Source organism: Anaerovorax odorimutans (assembly GCF_024459955.1).
Classification (GTDB): Bacteria; Bacillota; Clostridia; order Peptostreptococcales; family Anaerovoracaceae; genus Hominibacterium; species Hominibacterium odorimutans_A.
On the sequence record NZ_JANFXK010000001.1, the window covers coordinates 214,887 to 231,955 of the forward strand.

A 17,069-nucleotide genomic window follows, 5' to 3' on the forward strand; every position below is an offset into this window, starting at 1 on the left:
TTTCGCTGATATTTTTTCTGCTAATATTTTTTCTTTTCCTGTATTTCTTTAAGCTGATCCTTATAGGATTCATAGCGGCATGGGGTGATTTCTCCATCCTCCACAGCCTGCCGCACCGCGCATCCCGGCTCTTTCAGATGTCTGCAGTTGTCGTACCGGCACTGCCCCACAAAGGGCTCCATCTCCGGATACAGAAACTGCAGCTCCTCTTCATCGGCCTCCAGGATGTCAAAGGATGTAAATCCCGGCGTATCAAAGATCATGGTGCCGCCGCCCAGGTCAAACAGCTCACAATGGCGGGTCGTATGTTTTCCCCGTCTGGTCTTCTCGCTGATATCACCTGTCTCTGCTCCTGCGCCGGGTATCAGCCGGTTGAGGATCGTGGACTTTCCCACGCCCGACGGACCGGCCAGCGCCGTCCGCTTGCCGCTCATCTGTTCCCGCAGCTCTGCGATGCCTTCCCCGGTGCTGCCGCTGAGACACACCACCGGATAGATCTGCCTGTAAATCTCCAGGATCTCCGATACGGTTTTTCCTTTCGCCAGATCAATCTTGTTGATGCAAAGGATCACATCCGTACCGCTCTTTTCCGCCATCACCAGGAAACGATCCGCAATGGAAAGATTGGGCTTGGGCCTGGCCGCTGCCAGAACTACAGCAAAGCAGTCAACATTGGCAATGGGCGGCCGGACAAACTGATTCTTACGTTCGCCGATCTCCCGGATCAGCCCGTCATCTTCTTCGTCCCGGCCCAGATCAAATTCCACCTGATCTCCCACAAAGGGCGTGATTCCCTCCTTTTTGAAGACCCCTCTGGCCTTGCACTGGTAAACCTCCGTACCGCTTTTTACATAGTAGAATCCTGCGATTCCCTTGACAATAGTGCCCTTCATCAGCGGATAGTCCCCTTTGTAAAGTCAACCGTCTTCTTCATTACCTGCTTGCCGTCAAAGGTGACGATTACCGTTCCCTTGCCTTTTCCTTCAAGCATTACGTCCTCGCTGCCATCACTTTTTATCCTCTGCTGATGGTCGATTACATTTCTGGTTCCGTCGCTGTCGCTCAGCGTTACGGTCATAAAGAACATTTCGTTTTCCGCCTGGTTAAAATCAATATGCAGCTGCAGCTCCTTGGATTCCTCCGGTCCGGTGCTGACGGTCAGTTTAATGGAAGTCCCTTTGGAAACCTCTTTGTTGGCATCGTACTGCTGCCACATAACCTGGTTCACCGAATAGGTGGTGCTGGATTCATAACTAACCTTTCCCGGTTTGAGACCAAGGTCCTCCAGCTCCTGCTGAGCCGCGTCGATATCCTTTCCGATCAGATAAGGAACCACAACCTTCATCTTTGAGCCGTCGCTCAGCACCAGATCGATGGCCGTGCCTTCCTTTTCCGTAGATCCGGCCTCAGGAGATTGTTTGTACACCTTGCCCTTTTCCAGCTCGCTGGCGCCGGTGCTCACGTTTCCGACTTTAAAGTTGTTGGCTTCCAGCAACTCTCTGGCTTCATCCTCTGTTTTTCCGGTCACGTCCGGCACTTTGCCGTTTCCCGGGCCTTTACTGATATTTACCCGTATCGTCGTGCCTTTCTTGGCCGGGGTGTTGGCCTCGGGGCTTTGGGAAACAACGCTTCCCTCCGGAATCTCCGGATCGGAAACCAGATCGCCCTGTTCTACTTCGAAGCCAACCTCTTCAGCCAGTTTCTGAGCCTCTTCAAGAGTCTGGCCTGTCAAGTTCGGCACAATGACCGGCTTTCCGCTGAATACCCCCGTCGCCGCGGCAACCGCCACGGCAGCCACTACGACCAGTCCCGCAATCACGGCAATCAGAATTTTTTTATTTCTGCCTGAACCGTTCTTATTCTTCTTGTTTTTCTTTTTCTTCTTTGGCTCTTCGTAATCGTCATCATCTTCATCGTCGCCGTCATCAAAATCCGTATCCACCAGCGGCTTATCGGGATCCGCCTTTTCGTTTTCTCCGGCCATAAAAACAGAATTTCCAACGACGCTTCCCACAAACTCCAGACGGTCCAGCGTATCGATCAGCTCATCGGCACTGGCAAAGCGGTTGGTCTGATATTTATCGGCACACTTGAGAACAATCCTCTCCAACGCCGGCGGAATGCCGGAAACCAGTTTGGAGGGCGGTACCATTTCACTGTTGATATGCATCAGCGCGATGTTCACCGGATTGTCTCCGTCAAAGGGAACACGGCCTGTGAGCATTTCATACATAACGATTCCCAGAGAATAAATATCGGATTTTTCATCCACATATCCTCCCCTGGCCTGTTCCGGGGAAAAATAATGGACCGAACCCATGATTCCGCCTCCGGTCGTATCCACGATAGTGGAGGAGTTTACCGCCTTAGCGATACCAAAGTCGGTGATCTTGGCCGTTCCGCCGGATGTGATCAATACGTTATGGGGCTTGACGTCCCTGTGTATAATCTGATTTTTATGGGCCACGCTGAGGGCCGCGGCAATCTGCTTTGTCAACTCAATCACTCGCGGATAAGGAAGGGGCCCTTCATCGTGAATCAGCTCGCTGAGGGTTCTTCCTTCAACCAGCTCCATAACGATGTAGTGGATATTGCCTTCCTGTCCTACATCGAAAATATTTACAATATTGGGATGGGACAGACTGGCCGCCGCCTGGGATTCCCTTCTGAAACTTTCTATGAATTTACGGTCCTTGACAAATTCCGGCTTTAGTACTTTAATGGCGATATAGCGATTCAAAAGCTTATCTTTTGCTTTATATACAACGGACATGCCGCCTTCGCCAATCTTTTCAAACAGCTCATATCGCCCAGCTAAGATCTTACTGCTCATTCTCATCCTCCCTTATATTTTCAAACAAACTACGGTGATGTTGTCTCTGCCGCCGCATCGGATGGCTTCTTCCACAAGACGTGTGCATGTCCCTGACATCGTATTCTTTTTGTCCAGTATCTCCACAAGCTTTTGTTCCTCTACCTCACCGTAAAGTCCGTCCGAACAAAGCATCACTATGTCGCCCTTTTCTAGCTGCGTCTGAAAAAAATCAGCTTTTACCGTAAGCTCCGCGCCCACGGCTCTTGTGATCACATTTTTCTGATTGTGATTTTCCGCTTCCTCGGTGGTGATCACACCGTTTCTTAAAAGCTCGTTCACATAAGTATGGTCCTCTGTGATCTGGGAGAGCCTGCCCCCGCGGTATAAATACGCACGGCTGTCCCCCACATTGACCACATAGGCGGTATCGTCTCTGATGTACGCGATGACCGCAGTGGTGGCCATCCCTTTGTTTTCTTTATGTTTTCGCCCCATCTGATAAATCTCATCATTGACCAGCCTAAGGCACCGGTTAAAATATTCGTAGATTTCCTGGTCCTCCATGCATTTCTCTATGGGATTGGCAGCCACATATTCGGCCACCCCCCGCACACAGGTCCTGCTGGCGATCTCGCCTGCGTTGTTTCCGCCCACGCCATCAGCCACAACGTAAACGTTGTGGCTGGGAATGACGAAACACGCATCTTCATTATTATCGCGAATCACCCCGGTATTGCTTTTAAATCCTATTTGCGCCATATTATTTCTCCGCTCAGAAGGTATTAACGAACATTTATACAAGTCCCTTACTCTTTTTCATCACGCAGATAAAAAATCCGTCTGTATGGTTAATGTGGGGAAGCAGCTGAATCGCCTCCTCTTTCTTGAAGCTCGGGTTCTTTTTGAGAAAGTCGGCAATGATTCTCTGGTTTTCATAAGGATTGATGGTGCAGGTGCTGTAAAGCAGCGTGCCGCCCGGTTTAACGTATTGGGAGGACGCGGATAGAATCGCCAGCTGCTTTTTCGGCAGCAGCTCCATCTCCGTAGTCTTTTCCTTGTATTTGATCTCCGGTTTTCTGCGGACAACGCCCAAGCCGGAACAAGGCACATCCACCAGAACCCGGTCGGCCTTCTCAACCATGGAAGAATCCACTCTGGTAGCGTCCCAGGAGCGGGTCTCCACATTGGTAATCCCCAGTCGTTCCGCTTCCTTATCGATAATGTCCAGTTTTCTTCTATAAATATCGGATGCGATGATCGTACCCGTATTGTTCATTCTTTCTGCGATTGCCATGGTTTTGCCGCCCGGAGCCGCACAGACATCCATAACAACGTCTCCGTGCTTGGGATCCAGCTTTTCCGCCACCAGCATGGAACTTTCATCCTGAATGGAAAACAGCCCGTGCTTGTAGAGTTCCGTACCCAGCAGTTCGCTGCCTTTGACGTGCAGCGCGTTCTGGCACAGCTCTCCCGGCGTTATTTCATAACCCTTCGCTTCCAGCTTCTCAATCAGATCCTTTTTTATGATCCGCAGCCAATTGAGGCGGATCGTGGTCTGAGGCGTTTCATTTCCTGCTTTCAGCAGCTCCTCCACAAAGTCCACCTTGTACTGCTCCATCCAAAGCTCGATGATCCACGGCGCATAGGAATACTTGATGGATAAATAGCGAATCTCATCCTCCGTACGATCCGGCAGCTTGATGGAAAATTTGCGGTTCAGGTAATTTCTCAGGACGCCGTTAACAAAGCCTTCCCTTCCCCGGCAGTATCGTTTGGCAAGGATCACGCTTTCGTTAACTGCCGCGTATTCAGGCACTGAGTCCATATACCCCAGCTGGTAGATCCCCATGCGCAGTACGGTCAGATCGCTGGCCCGAAGCGAATCCGCCCCCGAGCTCACAAGCTGATCGATATAGTAGTCCAAGAGGAGCTTGTTTTCCAGCACCCCATATACCAGTTCCCTAACAAACCCTTGAGAATTAGGCCTGTTGCAGATAATCTGGTGGTTTAAAGCGATATTGGAATAGGATTTTTTTGACTCCACATCCATCAGTGTTAAATAAGCGGTTTTCCTGTTTGCATCCATGATCAATCACGCTCCCTAATCAATAGTAACCTTATTAAATTTAAAACGGCTGTTGCAAGGGCCGCCACATAGGTCATGGCCGCCGCTGAAAGGACCTTCTTCGACCCTGCGATCTCGTCCGTTCCGACGATGCCCAGAGTCTGCAGCTGCTGGATCGCTCTGCTGCTGGCATTGAGCTCCACCGGCAATGTGACCAGATGAAAAACAACGACCGCCGCAAAGAAAAGAATCCCTATGTCAAAAACTAAATTTCCCGTGGCTATCCTGCCTGTACCGGAAATGACAATTCCAATAATCAGCAGGAACCAGGAAAGATTAGATGCTACGTTGACCACCGGTACAATGGCGTTTCTGATGGTTAAAAGCGCATAGCCGCCGCCATGCTGGATAGCATGTCCTGATTCATGCGCCGCTATGCTGACCGATGCGATTGTCGCATCGTTATAAACCTGTGCGGAAAGACGCATAACCCGGTCCCGCGGGTCATAGTGGTCGCTGAGCGTCCCTCCCACCATTTCGATCCTTACGTTCTGAAGCCCATTGGCGTCCAATACTCTTCTCGCTGCCTGCGCCCCTGTCATATGGGTTCTGTTGGGAACCTGTGAAAACTTTCGATATGCACGGTTCACCTTCCCCTGTGCGTACAGCGTAAATAAAATCGCCGGAATCAGCAGAATAATCGTAGGATCAAACATCCCAAACATCGGCATGATCCGTACCCCTCCTTTTTATTTTCATTCTATTAAGAAACGAGCCACGTCAAGTTTCTTTCACTATATTGTACCTCACGGCAACGCCGCACACTCTGGTTAATATAGTATTTTATCCTAAAACGCTGCCTTTTTCAATGCTATTGCCCTTTAAATAGTCCCTTACCGCCACTCTCTTTTTCCCGGGAAGCTGTATGATCTCTGCCAAAAGAGTTCCCCCTCCCGCGGAAATTTCGATTCCTTTCTCCGAAACTCCGACAATGGTTCCCGGAGGCTCCTGACATTTGGCGTCTGTTACATCAGCCTGCCAGATCTTCAAAAGCTTTCCCTGGTAAGACGTATAGGCGCCCGGCCACGGGTCAAAGGCCCGGATGAGCCGTTCGATCCTCTGAGGACTCTGGGAAAAATCAATCTCCCCGTCCTTCTTAGCGATCATCGGCGCATAGGTAGATTTGGCGTCATCCTGAGGCTGGGCTGCCAGTTCTCCCGCCGCGAGAGCCGGAAGCGATTCTACCAGCAGCTGTGCTCCCATCTGAGCCAGCTCATCATGCAGCTGCGCACAGTTCTTTTTTTCAATGGGCGTACTGCATTTTGCCAGCATTGCCCCTGTATCCAGACCTTCCTCCATATACATGAGAGTGATACCGGTTTCCTCATCTCCCTCCAGAATAGCTCTTTGGATCGGCGCCGCGCCGCGAAAGCGCGGAAGCAGAGAGCCGTGAATGTTCACGCACCCCAGCTTTGGCAGATCCAGAAGCTCTTTGGGAAGGATCTGTCCGTATGCGGCCACTGCGATGAGATCCGGCGCATAGGCCTTCAGGGTCTCAAAAAATTCAGCGTCTTTTTTTATTTTCTCCGGCTGCAGGGCTTTCAGTCCCAATTCCAGCGCTTTTTCTTTCACCGGAGTCATTTTTACTTTTTTCCCCCGGTCCCGAACCGCGTCCGGCTGAGTCACCACATAGCCGATCTCATGACCTGCTTCGACCAAAGCGGCCAGCGCCGGTACGGCAAAATCCGGGGTTCCCATATATACAATCTTCACTTATTTTCCCTCTTCCGCATCTGTCAGTTCATAGACGTGATCCGATTTATCGGTATAAAGAATTCCTTCCAGATGGTCGAACTCGTGGCACATCACCACTGCGTCCCAGCCTTCGAATTCGTAAGACTGATGATTGCCCTCTTTGTCCAGCCCCTGTATTTTGATCCTCTGGGGACGTTCTACCGTTCCCTGATAACCCGGCAGGCTCAGGCAGCCTTCATCTCCTGTCTGAGAGCCCTCCATCTCCAAAATTTCAGGATTGACGAAGCAGTACACTCTGCCTTCCTCAGGTTCGGCGACAAACATCCGGCGCATAATTCCGATCTGGGGCGCCGCCAGACCGCAGCCGTTGGCCTGGCGCATGGTCTCCACCATATCGTCCAGAATCATGCGGATGCGGTCATCCACCTGATCCACTTCTCTGCAGTGTTTTCTTAAAATTGGATCTCCTTCAAGTACAATATTTCTTAATGCCATTTTCTCCTCCGTTTATATAAAGCTGTATGGATTGATATCCACGTTAACCGTATAGTCTTTCTTTTTTATTTTTTCGGCTTCCTTGAGCGTTTCCAGAATCTCCGAGTAAGCCCTTCGTTTCCCCTGAGGGCACTTAATCAGCATACAGTAGCGATACTGCTCTTTAATCTTGCTCATGGGCGCTGCCTGCGGCCGGAATACGCATTCCTTCTCCTCGCCGCCCAGGGCCGAGAGAATCTTTTCATACCAGTTTTCCGCCGCACCTTTCGCCTTTTCTTCTGTTTTGGAAGCAAACACCAGCTGGATTAAATCGCTGTAGGGCGGGTAGCCCATGTATTGGCGCAGTTGGATCTCTGTTTCGTAAAACCCTTTGTAGTCCTGCTCAGCGGCCAGCTGTACGGCGTAATTCTCCGGCGTATAGGACTGGATAATCACCGTACCGGTTTCGTCGCCCCGCCCGGCTCTTCCCGCAGCCTGGGTAATCATCTGGAAGGTGCGCTCCGGAGAGCGAAAGTCCGGGATATTCAAGGTGACATCCGCGGAAATGATGCCCACCAGCCCCACGTTCTTAAAGTCCAGCCCTTTGGCCACCAGCTGAGTGCCGATCAATATGTCTATTTTACCCTTTTTAAAGCTGTTTAATATTCTTTCAATGCTGCCCTTGCGTTTTGTCGTATCCAAATCCAGCCTCTCGACTGATGCTTTTTCAAAAAACCCGCGGACCGTTTCTTCCACCTTTTCCGTACCGGTTCCGAAATATCGGATGTAGCGGCTGCCGCAATCCGGACAGATTTCCGGCGGTTTTTCTTCATACCCGCAGTAGTGACAGACTGCCCGGTTCTTATCTTTATGATAAGTAAGGGATATCCCGCAATCCGGGCATTTGAGGACCTTGCCGCATTCTCTGCATGAGATAAAGGTGGAATAGCCTCTCCTGTTGAGGAAGAGAATAATCTGCTGTTTTTTCTCCAGCGCCGTTTCCATGGCTTCATACAGCTGCCTGCTGATGATGGAGCGGTTCCCAGCCTTCATCTCATCGCGCATATCCACCACCGATACCTGCGGCAGAGCCACCTGGTTGTACCTGCTGGTCAGCTCCAGCCTTTCGTAAATTCCCTGGCAGGATCGAAAGTAGGTCGCCACGCCCGGAGTCGCACTGCCTAAAAGCAATACGCCATCATGGTGCTGAAGTCTTTTGAGCGCCACCTCCACCGCGTCGTATTTGGGGGTCATGTCGGACTTGTAAGTGGTCTCATGTTCTTCATCCAGTACGACTAGTCCAATCTGCGACAATGGCGCGAAAACCGCTGATCTGGCCCCAATGACAATCTTCACCTGCCCGCTTCGGATCCGGCTCCACTCGTCATAGCGCTCGCCCAGGGACAAGCGGCTGTGAAGCACTGCGATACTGTCCGATCCGAATCTGCCGATAAACCGCTCTATGATCTGCTTTGTGAGCGAGATCTCCGGCACCAGCATCACGGCCTGCCTGCCTTCTTCCAGGCATTTGGCCACGGCCCGCATATAGACTTCGGTTTTTCCGCTGCCAGTGACCCCGTGGAGCAGAAAGCGTCTGTGCCGCCCCTCGGAAATGGCCTGCCGGATGGGCGCAAGAACCCTCTCCTGCTCGGCGGTCAAACTAAGAATGTTCTGCGCTTCCCCCTCGGCGTCTTTATAGGGATTTCTTTCTTTTCCCCGTTTGGATCTGCTTCCCGCCGGGGTGAAGCATTTGACCGCATCTATATATTTGCAGAGATATCTGCGTTTCATCCACATACAGGTATCGATGATTTCTTCCGTCAGGCTGACTTCCTCATCGATCTTCTCTGCGAATTTCAGTTTTTTATATTCCTGCTCCGGCTCTTCCAGGACCTGAAATACATAAGCTTCCCGTACCTTGTCGCCCAGTCCGAAGGGCACGTATACCTTCTGTCCGACCTGAACCTGATCGTCCTCGCACCCGTAGGTGTACAGCGTATCCGTATGCTCGCTTTTATTGTCAATCGCTACGTTTATGTATTTCATCCGATCCCCTTACAGCAGGAAGATATTGTTTTCACTGCATTCTTTTATCATCTCGTCCGGCCAGATGGAGACCTGTACTTCTCCGATATGAGCCTTCCGCAGGAAAAACATGCACAGCCGGCTCTGGCCGATGCCGCCGCCTATGGTGTACGGAAGTTCTCTGTTGAGGATCTTCTTATGAAACTCCATGCTGCGCCGTTCTTCGGCTCCGGCTTCTTTAAGCTGCCTTTCCATAGCCGCTTCATCCACGCGAATTCCCATGGAAGAAATTTCAAAAGCGCGTCCCAGAATATCGTTCCAGAGAATGATGTCGCCGTTCAGTTCCCAGTCGTCATAATCGGGAGCCCGGCCGTCATGCCGCTCTCCGGACTTCAGTCTGCCGCCGATCTTCATGATGAAAACAGCCCGTTTCTCTTCGGTAATGGCGTCTTCTCTTTCCTTCGGCGTTTTATCCGGGTACATGTCCTCCAGTTCCTGAGTGGTGACGAAAAAAATCTCATTGGGCATCTTTGTCCTCAGGTCTCTGTAAAGACGGTTGACGTAATCGCCCAGATTCTTCAGCGCATTGTACAGATTGGTTACCACTTCTCTGAGGTAGCTCTCCGTACGCTGCTCTTTTGTAATTACCTTTTCCCAGTCCCACTGATCCACATAGATGGAATGCAGGTTATCCAGCTCCTCGTCTCTGCGGATCGCGTTCATGTCCGTATAGATTCCGTGCCCCGGCTCAATTCTGTACTTTCCCAGAGCCATCCGCTTCCACTTTGCCAGCGACTGAACGATCTCAACCGGCTTTTCCCCCATGTCCTTGACGGTAAAGCTCACTGTCCGTTCCACGCCGTTGAGGTTATCGTTGAGGCCCGTTTCCGGGGCCACGAACAGAGGTGCGGTCACCCGCCGCAGGCTCAGGCCGTAAGCCAGCTCCTGCTGGAAAAAGTCTTTGATTTTTTTGATCGCCCGCTGGCTCTCCATAAAGTCGATCACCGGGGTGTAGTTTTCGGGTATGATTACGTTTGCCATATAGTCTCTCCTTCTATCGTTTGGAAAATTCGCATCCGCAGTAATTCTGTCTATATAATCCATACTGCCGTGATAGCTCAATACTTCGTTTAAATCCGTCTTTTTTCTTAAAATCTTCATCAATAAAGCTGAGCCCATACCGGACTGCCAGTTTTTTGCCCAGCCTGCTGATCAGTTCGTAATTTTTATGCGGACTGACGGTCAGAGTGGTGCCAAAATAATCGCATCCCGCCAGCTTGCAGGTCTCCGCTGTTTTTTCCAGTCGCAGCCGAAAACATTCCAGACACCGCTTTCCGCCTTCCGGCTCCGCTTCCAGACCTTTTGCGGCCCGGTAAAAGTTCTTGGTGTCGTAAGGCCCTTCCATAAAACAAATATGTTCCTTCGGCGGCAGACTCTCATTGTATTTTTTTATAAAGTCGAGCTGCGCGTCTTTGCGCCGCTGGTATTCCGCCTGATCGGTAATGCACGGATTATAAAAAAAGATGGTGATCTGATAGTCACCGGCTAGTCTTTCTATTACCGCTGTACTGCAGGGACCGCAGCAGCTGTGCAAAAGCAGAGATGGTTTTTCGATTTTATCAGAAAATCCTTTCATGCAGGCAAAGCTCTGTTTCGCTTGTCCGCCGAAATTTCCGCCGCTGGGCAGCGGTTTTGTCCGTTTCTCTCCTGTCATAAAGATCATTCCTTCTTACGTGAGATTTTTGTTTGCAATTTGAACAATTTATTATATCATATAAATATTGTTCTGGAAATATTCAGGACTTAAAAAAATGTGTTTTTTCTATGAGCAGAAAGGGATAAAATGTCAGAGATTTCAACGAGTTACACTTTCAACGCCATTGGCGCTCATCTGAAAGAGCGGATGGGCTGCAAGATCGTAAAGCTTTCCATAGACGGCGGATTTACCTGTCCCAACAGGGACGGCACCAAGGGGACCGGCGGCTGCATATTCTGTTCGGCAGCGGGTTCGGGAGATTTGGCCAGCGATATTCCCTCTCAGATTCATCTTCTGTCGGATAAGTGGCCCAATGCGAAATATCTCGCTTACTTTCAAAGCCACACCAATACTTATGCGCCGGCCTCCGAGCTACGCCGCAAATATTCCCAGGCACTGGAATATCCCGGTGTCGTCGGTCTGGCTATCGCCACCCGGCCCGACTGCCTGTCCGACGAGGTCCTGGACCTTCTTTCCGAATTTAACCGCAAAACATTTTTGTGGGTGGAATTGGGACTGCAGACGATCCATGAGGAAACAGCCTCGCTGATTAATCGCTGTTATCCTCTGTCCGTTTACGACCATGCAGTGTCCCAATTAAGCTCCCGGGGGATTCGGGTAGTAACCCATTTAATCTTCGGCCTTCCCGGGGAATCAAAAAAGCAGATGCTGGATTCCGTCCGCTATGTCTGCCGTGATCTGTCCGGCCAAACTTCACCGGACCACGTTCCCCAGAGAATCTTCGGCATCAAGCTTCATATGCTCAACCTGGTCCGCGGTTCCCAGATGGAAAAGCTGTATCCCAATTACGTTTCCTTCCAATCTATCGAGGAGTACATCGATCTGGTAATCTCCGCTCTGGAAATTATTCCGCCGGAAATCACCATTCACCGACTGTCCGGGGATGCTCCCCGTCCGACTTTGATCGCGCCGGAGTGGAGTTACAAAAAAAGAACCATCCTCAACGGCATCCACAAGGCTTTGCGCGACCGCAAGACCTGGCAGGGGCGGCTGGCAGAGTCAGACTCTCAGTGATTTGGCGGGGGGATTAGTTGCTAAAACCTGAACGCTGCCATTTGTTTGGATGCGGGTCAGAAGCTCAGACCTGGGTGTAGTTATACGAGCAGGATCAGGCGACATTATCTCTTCACCCTGCTTCCCGGGACAGCAGAATTACGATGCTGGTTCTTCGATTTATTAAAAAGGCAGCTGCGTTAAATTTCATCCAATGCAGCTGCCTTCTTTTTCTATGATATTTATTTTTTGATCTTCGGCCCGATCCGGCCATCGTTATAATGCTTTCTGCACAGGGAAACGTACATGTCATTGCCCCCGATTACAATCTGTTCCCCAGTCTTCACCAGCTTTCCGTCTACGATTCGGGCTACCATGGTAGCCTTTCTGCCGCACCAGCAGATCGTTTTAATCTCTTCAATCTTATCGGCGTAAACCAGCAAATAATAAGACCCTTCAAAAAGCTCATTGCGAAAATCGTTTTTCAGTCCGTAAGCCAGCACCGGCACATCACAGCTGTCCACAATTTCAACCAGTTCTTCCACATGATGCTTTTTTAAAAACTGCGCTTCATCGATCAGTACACATGCGATTTCCTCTTTCATGTTTTCCATCATGAAAAGCTCCAGGATGTTGGTACTTTCGTTAACCACCAGGGCGTCCCGCTGGATGCCGATTCTGGATGTAATCACACCCAGTCCGTAGCGGTCATCCACACTGGGAGTTAACGTCAGCACCCGTTTGCTCCGCTCCTCATAGTTATGGGCAATACGGATGATCTCCGCCGATTTTCCCGCATTCATTGTACTATACCTGTAATAAAGCTGCGCCAATTACGTTCACCTCTTCCCTTTTATCTGCCTGTCCATTGTATCGTATCGCCAAGGGAAAAGCAACCGCAAACGGCGCTAAAAAATCAGCAGCGCCAGCACGCCCAGCACCAGGATAAGGACCAGACAGGCCACTGTCGAGAAAGCTTTTCTGCAGTGAGAAAACATCACCCTCGAGGCGCCGAACAGAAGAAGCGCGCTCGCAAAGGAAACCGCCCACCATCCGAAAAATTTCCATTCCTCAATACTTGGAGCAGGGTTGTGCCCAATCTCAAAAACTTTGCCATTTTGAATATTCATGACCATCGAAACAACGATCAGCAGCGCCAACAGCACTGACACCAAAATACCGCTTTTTGTTGCTTTCATTTTTTCGTCTCCTTTTCTGCTTTTTTCTTAGTATGTCATTTTATGAAAACATCCATTCATCCGGTTTTGAACAAGAAAAAAAGTAACCCTTCGGACATAAAGTCAGCAAAAGATTACCTTTTAAAAAATGGTGCCCAGACTCGGAATTGAACCAAGGACACGAGGATTTTCAGTCCTCTGCTCTACCTACTGAGCTATCTGGGCATAATTCTTATTCATATGATGGTGGGCCATCAGGGACTTGAACCCCGGACCTGCCGGTTATGAGCCGGATGCTCTGACCAACTGAGCTAATGGCCCATTTTACGCGGTCTTCCGTCACAGTCTTCCTATTTTTGGTCGGGGTGGCAGGATTTGAACCCGCGGCCCACTGGTCCCAAACCAGTTGCGCTACCAAACTGCGCTACACCCCGAAAGTAGGATTGTGATATGGCAGGGGCAGTAGGATTTGAACCCACGGCACGTGGTTTTGGAGACCACTGCTCTACCAACTGAGCTATACCCCTATAAATGGCGGAGAAGATGGGATTCGAACCCATGCGGCCCTTAACGAACCCTAACGATTTAGCAAACCGTCCTCTTCAGCCTCTTGAGTACTTCTCCAGGCTAAAATTATTTTTCCGTCCTATTATTCTGCGAGTATCCTCAGAATCCTTATGGCGGAGAGGGTGGGATTCGAACCCACGGCCCCTTTCGGAGTCACTGGTTTTCAAGACCAGCTCCTTAAACCACTCGGACACCTCTCCTCACTTGTAAGTCTTTGTTCTGCTACACCATACCCTTAAAAAGTTGGTGACCCATCGGAGATTCGAACTCCGGACACCTTGATTAAAAGTCAAGTGCTCTGCCGACTGAGCTAATGGGTCGTATGGCTGGGGTAGCAGGACTCGAACCTACGAATGACGGAGTCAAAGTCCGTTGCCTTAACCGGCTTGGCTATACCCCAATCTTGAAAAAAATGGCGAGCCCACAGGGATTCGAACCCCGGACACACGGCTTAGAAGGCCGTTGCTCTATCCAACTGAGCTATGAGCCCAAAAATGGAGCGGATGATGAGAATCGAACTCACGCCATCAGCTTGGAAGGCTGAGGTTCTACCATTGAACTACATCCGCATAAATGGAGCGGAAGACGAGATTCGAACTCGCGACCCTCGCCTTGGCAAGGCGATGCTCTACCCCTGAGCCACTTCCGCACACTAAACATATTAATTAAATTGGTCGAGGGTGGTGGATTCGAACCACCGAAAGCTCAGCTAACGGATTTACAGTCCGCCCCCTTTGGCCACTCGGGAAACCCTCGATATAGTTGCCGCACGTTCACACATGCGACCGTTAAACATTATACTGGAGCTGGCGGAGGGAATCGAACCCCCAACCTGCTGATTACAAATCAGCTGCTCTACCGTTGAGCCACGCCAGCAAACATCGCTGTCTGTATCAGTCTGATAAAAATTGGCGATCCGGAACGGGCTCGAACCGTCGACCTCCAGCGTGACAGGCTGGCATTCTAACCAACTGAACTACCGGACCGCATATCCTAGATAACACGTCCGCTTTTTCAGCCAAACGTCAACTGTTATGGTGGGCGCTATAGGGCTCGAACCTATGACCCCCTGCTTGTAAGGCAGGTGCTCTCCCAGCTGAGCTAAGCGCCCATAAGTAAGTGTTTTTATCTACTCGACACATTTATTAAATATACAGCATTTTCTCTAACTTGTCAAGAACTTTTTTAATCTTTTTTGTCATTTCTCGCAGGTTTTAAAGTTGGCTCCAAGGGTGGGGCTCACGCTTGCGCGCAAGCTGAATCCGCTCCGCCGTGCATAAGCACTGCTCCGCGCATAAATCTCCACCGGAGATTTATGCCCTCTCGGGTTCTCGCCCTTTTTGCTCGCATTTTTAAAGTTGGCTCCAAGGGTGGGGCTCGAACCCACAGCCTACCGGTTAACAGCCGGTTGCTCCACCATTGAGCTACCTTGGAACAATCCTGAGAGCTTTTATATAGTAGCACAGCTAAAGGTGCGTGTCAACGCAATTTTTGGAAATTTATAAAGCAATTTTTACGAGTTCCGTAGTCTCAGAAATGAGAGACGCGGTTCCCGCCGTGAGATTGCCGAAAAGTTCTTTGATTTCTTCCGCTTTGTCCATTTCTGTCGCCACTTTTAGCGTAACCATTTCTTCGTAAATTATATCCTCAATTGAAAAATTTCCATCCTGCGACAGGTTTTGGATTTTGCTGAGAAAGGAATAGTCCGTCTTGAACCGCAGAATTGACATTTCCCTGACCCGGCATATTCCTGCCGCCTCAAGACCCATTTTAGCGCTGCCGGTATAGGCTCTTACCAGTCCGCCTGTGCCCAGTTTGATGCCGCCAAAATAACGGGTCACCACGACAGCCACATTGGTAATGCCCTCTTTGACCAGCATCTGCACGATGGGCGCTCCGGAAGTTCCCTGAGGCTCTCCGTCGTCGCTGGCCCACTGCAGCTGGAATTGATCGCCCACCACCAGAGCCGGAACATTGTGAGTAGCCGTCTTATGAGAGCTCTTTATCGATGCGATAAACGCTTCTGCTTCTTCTCTGCTTTCCACCGGCTTTACATGGGCGATAAACCTGGATCTTTCTATAATTTGTTCAGCATGAGCTTCTTTTGCTGGTGTTTTATACTGTATCATATTTCTTCAACCTGTTATAATCCGTCTGCGACAATTCCGCGTCAAAGAGCGTCCCGTTTTCTCCGTAGTCCATAGAATACACCGTAGATTTTTCACACAAATAGGAGGAAATATCTCCGCGATCATAGGGGATCAGAAGTTTGGCGCGCACCCGCGAGGAGAAAAGCTTCTCTCTTATTTTTGACAACAGCTCATCTATGTGCTGCCCATACTTTGCAGAAATCAGCACACTGTCATGGCCCGTCGCATCCACCGGAGGCTCCTGAATCAAATCAATCTTATTGTATACCATGACTTTTTCTTTTCCGCCGGCCCCGATCTCATCGATAACCCGGTCCGTCACCTCAATATGAAAGTCATAATTTTCATAAGACGCGTCTACCACGTGAAGCAGCAGATCCGCGTAAGTCACCTCTTCCAGGGTGGCCTTGAAGGCATCCACAAGGGAATGAGGCAGTTTGCTGACAAATCCCACCGTATCGATGAGAATGAACTCGCAGTTATTGTCCAGGCGGATGCTGCGCTGCTGCGTATCCAGGGTAGCGAAAAGCATATCCTGCTCCGTTACGGACTTGTCCTCCTTTTCGGACATAGTCAGCAGGCGGTTCATAAGCGCTGATTTTCCTGAGTTTGTATAGCCCACGAGAGCCACTACCGGGATCTCCGCTTTTTCCCGCTGCGTCCGCTGCACGCTTCTGGTATTTTTTATGCGGGTCAGCTCTTTTTTTATATCGTCCATTCTTCCGGAAACATGCCTGCGGTCGGTCTCGAGTTTCTTCTCGCCCGGCCCTCTGGTTCCGATTCCTCCGCCCAGTCTGGACAGGGATTTGCCGAAACCGGTCAGCCTCGGCAGCCGATACTGGAGCTGCGCCAGCTCCACTTGAAGTTTTCCTTCCCGGGAAGTGGCTCTGGACGCAAAGATATCCAGAATCAGAATTGTACGGTCGATCACTCGCACCGCCAGCCCTTCTTCCAGATTTCGCAGCTGCATGCCGGAAAGTTCATCATTGAAAATGACCGTATCCGCTTCCATGTTGGCGCACATGTCAGCCAGTTCTTCCACCTTTCCCTTTCCGATCAGTGTGGCGGAGTTGGGTTTTTCCAGGCTCTGGACCATCTGTCCCAGCACAGTTACCCCCGCCGCCTGAGCCAGGCCGGCCAGCTCTTCCATGGAATAGGATATATCTTTGCCCATCTGCAGGCCGACCAGAATGGCCCGATAATCCTCGTCTTTTATTATCTCATTGTTTTCATTAAATCTAACCATGCCTATATCTTACCACACCCGCCT

Annotated in this window: 15 protein-coding genes and 16 tRNA genes; 1 reads left to right on the forward strand and 30 read right to left on the reverse strand. The window is 50.4% G+C overall.

The features are described 5' to 3' along the window. Positions 1-20: 20 nt before the first annotated feature. The 10 genes from rsgA to NE619_RS00980 all read right to left on the reverse strand — a co-directional run bounded on the left by rsgA (position 21) and on the right by NE619_RS00980 (position 10,848). A complete protein-coding gene (rsgA, locus tag NE619_RS00935; RefSeq protein ID WP_256130493.1) occupies positions 21-893 on the reverse strand; it encodes a ribosome small subunit-dependent GTPase A in 873 nt (290 codons plus the stop codon). After that, positions 893-2,833 (reverse strand): Stk1 family PASTA domain-containing Ser/Thr kinase, encoded by a 1,941-nt coding sequence (gene pknB / locus NE619_RS00940; RefSeq protein WP_256130495.1) that lies wholly within the window; start codon positions 2,831-2,833, stop codon positions 893-895. The genes rsgA and pknB overlap by 1 nt, the downstream gene beginning before the upstream one ends. A 12-nt stretch (positions 2,834-2,845) precedes the next feature. Then, positions 2,846-3,574 carry a Stp1/IreP family PP2C-type Ser/Thr phosphatase gene (locus tag NE619_RS00945; RefSeq protein WP_256130496.1) on the reverse strand — a complete coding sequence of 243 codons (729 nt, stop codon included), beginning with the start codon at positions 3,572-3,574 and terminating at the stop codon, positions 2,846-2,848. Between the two features lie 34 nt (positions 3,575-3,608). After that, positions 3,609-4,901, reverse strand: a complete 1,293-nt coding sequence (gene rsmB / locus NE619_RS00950; protein ID WP_256130497.1) for a 16S rRNA (cytosine(967)-C(5))-methyltransferase RsmB — start codon at positions 4,899-4,901, stop codon at positions 3,609-3,611. 2 nt (positions 4,902-4,903) lie between these two features. Continuing rightward, positions 4,904-5,614: a zinc metallopeptidase gene (locus NE619_RS00955; RefSeq protein ID WP_334304326.1), complete on the reverse strand. Its 711-nt coding sequence runs from the start codon at positions 5,612-5,614 to the stop codon at positions 4,904-4,906. Positions 5,615-5,723: 109 nt separating this feature from the next. Then, positions 5,724-6,653 (reverse strand): methionyl-tRNA formyltransferase, encoded by a 930-nt coding sequence (gene fmt / locus NE619_RS00960; RefSeq protein ID WP_256130498.1) that lies wholly within the window; start codon positions 6,651-6,653, stop codon positions 5,724-5,726. After that, positions 6,654-7,130, reverse strand: coding sequence for a peptide deformylase (def, locus tag NE619_RS00965; protein ID WP_256130499.1), 477 nt, complete (start codon positions 7,128-7,130; stop codon positions 6,654-6,656). Positions 7,131-7,142: 12 nt separating this feature from the next. Then, positions 7,143-9,155 carry a replication restart helicase PriA gene (gene priA / locus NE619_RS00970; protein ID WP_256130500.1) on the reverse strand — a complete coding sequence of 671 codons (2,013 nt, stop codon included), beginning with the start codon at positions 9,153-9,155 and terminating at the stop codon, positions 7,143-7,145. A 9-nt stretch (positions 9,156-9,164) separates the two neighbouring features. Then, positions 9,165-10,175 (reverse strand): aspartate--ammonia ligase, encoded by a 1,011-nt coding sequence (gene asnA, locus NE619_RS00975; protein ID WP_256130501.1) that lies wholly within the window; start codon positions 10,173-10,175, stop codon positions 9,165-9,167. Positions 10,176-10,188: 13 nt separating this feature from the next. Beyond that, the gene (locus tag NE619_RS00980; protein ID WP_256130502.1) at positions 10,189-10,848 is read right to left on the reverse strand and encodes an epoxyqueuosine reductase QueH; all 660 of its coding nucleotides are present in this window, start codon (positions 10,846-10,848) and stop codon (positions 10,189-10,191) included. Between the two features lie 129 nt (positions 10,849-10,977). On the opposite strand from NE619_RS00980, the gene NE619_RS00985 reads away from it, so the two are divergent. Then, a complete protein-coding gene (locus NE619_RS00985; RefSeq protein ID WP_256130503.1) occupies positions 10,978-11,925 on the forward strand; it encodes a TIGR01212 family radical SAM protein in 948 nt (315 codons plus the stop codon). A 221-nt stretch (positions 11,926-12,146) separates the two neighbouring features. Here the strand turns inward: NE619_RS00985 and NE619_RS00990 are convergent, their stop codons facing one another. The 20 genes from NE619_RS00990 to hflX all read right to left on the reverse strand — a co-directional run bounded on the left by NE619_RS00990 (position 12,147) and on the right by hflX (position 17,045). Continuing rightward, positions 12,147-12,737: a thymidine kinase gene (locus NE619_RS00990; RefSeq protein ID WP_256130504.1), complete on the reverse strand. Its 591-nt coding sequence runs from the start codon at positions 12,735-12,737 to the stop codon at positions 12,147-12,149. A 75-nt stretch (positions 12,738-12,812) separates the two neighbouring features. After that, positions 12,813-13,103 carry a hypothetical protein gene (locus NE619_RS00995; protein ID WP_256130505.1) on the reverse strand — a complete coding sequence of 97 codons (291 nt, stop codon included), beginning with the start codon at positions 13,101-13,103 and terminating at the stop codon, positions 12,813-12,815. 128 nt (positions 13,104-13,231) lie between these two features. Beyond that, a tRNA-Phe gene (locus NE619_RS01000) sits at positions 13,232-13,307 on the reverse strand. Between the two features lie 19 nt (positions 13,308-13,326). After that, positions 13,327-13,403: transfer RNA gene (locus NE619_RS01005), tRNA-Ile, on the reverse strand. 36 nt (positions 13,404-13,439) lie between these two features. Continuing rightward, positions 13,440-13,516 (reverse strand) — tRNA-Pro (locus tag NE619_RS01010). Positions 13,517-13,533: 17 nt separating this feature from the next. After that, a tRNA-Trp gene (locus tag NE619_RS01015) sits at positions 13,534-13,609 on the reverse strand. Positions 13,610-13,614: 5 nt separating this feature from the next. Further along, positions 13,615-13,706: transfer RNA gene (locus NE619_RS01020), tRNA-Ser, on the reverse strand. A gap of 54 nt (positions 13,707-13,760) precedes the next feature. After that, a tRNA-Ser gene (locus tag NE619_RS01025) sits at positions 13,761-13,849 on the reverse strand. A 44-nt stretch (positions 13,850-13,893) separates the two neighbouring features. Continuing rightward, a tRNA-Lys gene (locus tag NE619_RS01030) sits at positions 13,894-13,969 on the reverse strand. A 3-nt stretch (positions 13,970-13,972) separates the two neighbouring features. After that, positions 13,973-14,049, reverse strand: a tRNA-Gln gene (locus NE619_RS01035). Between the two features lie 13 nt (positions 14,050-14,062). Continuing rightward, positions 14,063-14,139, reverse strand: a tRNA-Arg gene (locus NE619_RS01040). Positions 14,140-14,144: 5 nt separating this feature from the next. Continuing rightward, positions 14,145-14,218: transfer RNA gene (locus NE619_RS01045), tRNA-Gly, on the reverse strand. A 5-nt stretch (positions 14,219-14,223) separates the two neighbouring features. Next, positions 14,224-14,298, reverse strand: a tRNA-Gly gene (locus tag NE619_RS01050). A 22-nt stretch (positions 14,299-14,320) separates the two neighbouring features. Continuing rightward, positions 14,321-14,405 (reverse strand) — tRNA-Tyr (locus tag NE619_RS01055). Between the two features lie 45 nt (positions 14,406-14,450). Further along, positions 14,451-14,525, reverse strand: a tRNA-Thr gene (locus NE619_RS01060). Between the two features lie 33 nt (positions 14,526-14,558). After that, positions 14,559-14,635, reverse strand: a tRNA-Asp gene (locus NE619_RS01065). Between the two features lie 49 nt (positions 14,636-14,684). Next, positions 14,685-14,760, reverse strand: a tRNA-Val gene (locus NE619_RS01070). Positions 14,761-15,008: 248 nt separating this feature from the next. Then, a tRNA-Asn gene (locus NE619_RS01075) sits at positions 15,009-15,083 on the reverse strand. Positions 15,084-15,148: 65 nt separating this feature from the next. Next, on the reverse strand, positions 15,149-15,778 hold the full coding sequence (locus NE619_RS01080; protein WP_256130506.1) for a YigZ family protein: 630 nt from the start codon (positions 15,776-15,778) through the stop codon (positions 15,149-15,151). Beyond that, complete coding sequence (gene hflX, locus NE619_RS01085) at positions 15,765-17,045, reverse strand: GTPase HflX (RefSeq protein WP_256130507.1); 1,281 nt, start codon at positions 17,043-17,045, stop codon at positions 15,765-15,767. The genes NE619_RS01080 and hflX overlap by 14 nt, the downstream gene beginning before the upstream one ends. Positions 17,046-17,069: the final 24 nt, after the last annotated feature.